Origin of the sequence: Microbacterium sp. F2E, from assembly GCF_020905435.1 — a bacterium.
GTDB classification, from domain to species: domain Bacteria; phylum Actinomycetota; class Actinomycetes; order Actinomycetales; family Microbacteriaceae; genus Microbacterium; species Microbacterium lacticum.
Genome location: NZ_JAJJIB010000038.1, coordinates 1 through 1,864, shown reverse-complemented (window position 1 = coordinate 1,864; position 1,864 = coordinate 1). Strand labels below are relative to the sequence as shown.

The 1,864-nt window shown below is 68.7% G+C and carries 1 protein-coding gene and 1 pseudogene; both read right to left on the bottom strand.

Annotated elements, in window-relative coordinates; genetic code table 11:
- A pseudogene (locus LOK55_RS13855) lies at positions 1-146 on the bottom strand (IS110 family transposase); the annotation flags it as partial.
- 283 nt (positions 147-429) lie between these two features.
- Positions 430-1,617: an ISL3 family transposase gene (locus tag LOK55_RS13850; protein WP_308066694.1), complete on the bottom strand. Its 1,188-nt coding sequence runs from the start codon at positions 1,615-1,617 to the stop codon at positions 430-432.
- Between the last annotated feature and the right edge of the window lie 247 nt (positions 1,618-1,864).

The window sequence follows — 1,864 nt, the reverse complement described above, 5'->3', positions numbered from 1 at the left end:
GCGCGTTGAAGACCCGCGTGAGTGGTCGGGAACTGTGCAGTGTCGACCAGTTCTCCCAACGGTGCAGCGAGGATCGCCAGGGTATGCGTCTTCGCGTGAGCGTCGACTCCGATGACAAATGGATGGGTATGCGCGACGATGGCCATGGCGATCGACGCTCCTTCCTTGATCTGGGAACAGGACCGGTCGCTGAGGCCGGTGCCGGACCGGGAAGGAGTCACTGGGACAGCTCTGTGATGGGCCACGACCCCGCGGGATCGGGCAGTCTTCTGATCAAGTCGCCGAGTGGGCCGGGACGGCGCCGGTCACCCGCTCAGCGTGGACATGTCCGCAATGAAGACACTCCACGAGGAGGACATAGCCGGTATGAGTCACACGTCGGGCGGTGCGGCCGACACCATCCTGGCAGCTAGTCCCGGACCAGCCGGTTCAAGACTCACAGAGCCGGTAGTTGTCGTAGTTGGTGAAGCCGCGGGCGATCCGGCGGGCGAGTTCGATGAGCCCGTTCACGGCCTCGGTGCCGCCGTTGGATGAGCGTCCTGTCGCCCAGTAGGCCAGGAACGCGGCTCGCCACTGGGTGAGGGTGCGGCCGAGGCGGGCGATTTCGGGGATCGGGCAGGACGGGAACGATTCGAGAACCTGCTCGGCGATCTTGTGCCCTTCGACCAGGTTGGGGTGCCGGTAGGCGTCGCGGAGCTGCTGGGCGGCGTGCCAGGCGACTTCAACTTCAACGTGCTCCTCTCTCGTCGCGAACGCCGCGTCGGGCCGGGACCGCTGCCTGTCGGTGAGTCGTTCCTGTCCGGCGCGGAGGATGTTGCGGATCCCGTAGAGCGGATCTCCCTTGCGGCCGCGATGGCCGAGGGTGTCTTGCTGGACGCGGCGACGGACGTCATCAACCGCGGCGGTGCCGAGCTTGACGACGTGGAACGCGTCCAGCACCGCGGTCGCGTCGTCGAGTTCGTCGTCGAGGGCCTTCTTGTAGCCGGCGAACGGGTCAAGAGCTGCGATCTTCACCCCGGCACGGAACTGCTCGTCCCGCTCCTTGATCCAGTCTGCGTACGCCTTCGAGGATCGACCTGGCACCAGGTCCAGCAGTCGCGCCCGCACGCGTCCCGTGGCGTCTCGGGTCAGGTCGACCATCCCGGTCAGCTCCTTCGGACCGCGCCCGCCGTCGGCGACGGGCTTCGTGGACACGTGATGCCACAGGTGCTCGTCCACGCCGAGCACTTCGACGCCATCGAACCGGCCAGGGTCCTGCTCGCGGCGCTGCAACTCGGCCTCCACGTGCGTCCAGACCGTGCGCCACGCGACGCGCAGCTGCCGAGCGACACCGCGCACTGACGCGTTCTCGCGGCGCATCTGCGCCACCGCCCACGCCACCGCGCGAGCCGTCAGCGCTTTGTTCGCCGCCGCGACGGCCGGGTTCTGCTCCGTGAATGAGCGCACCCCGCACCCGTCCTGGCGACACCGCCAGCGGCGCTTGCGCCACCGGACCCGAACCGGAGTCCCGCCCATCGGGGCGTCCGTCAGAACGAGCACCTTCCGTCCCGCCGACTCCGCGACCACTCCGCACTCAGGGCAGCCGACCGGACCCGGCAGCGACTCGGCATCGATCACGAGCACGCCATCGCCGCGACGCTCGACCCCGGCCACCCGGAGCCCGTCGAGTCCGACGAGCAGGTCGCAGCGATCACAGTAGACAGCAGAACACGGGCGCGCGGCGGCGCAGCGCGTAGCATCAGGCACGGGTCGAGGTCTCCGGACGAACAGGTTGCTTGGTCGCTACCGATCCTCCGGGCCTCGACCCACCTCACCCCGTCACGCCACGCCCGAGCGCCTCACCCCACCCAGAATGCGCAGAGCC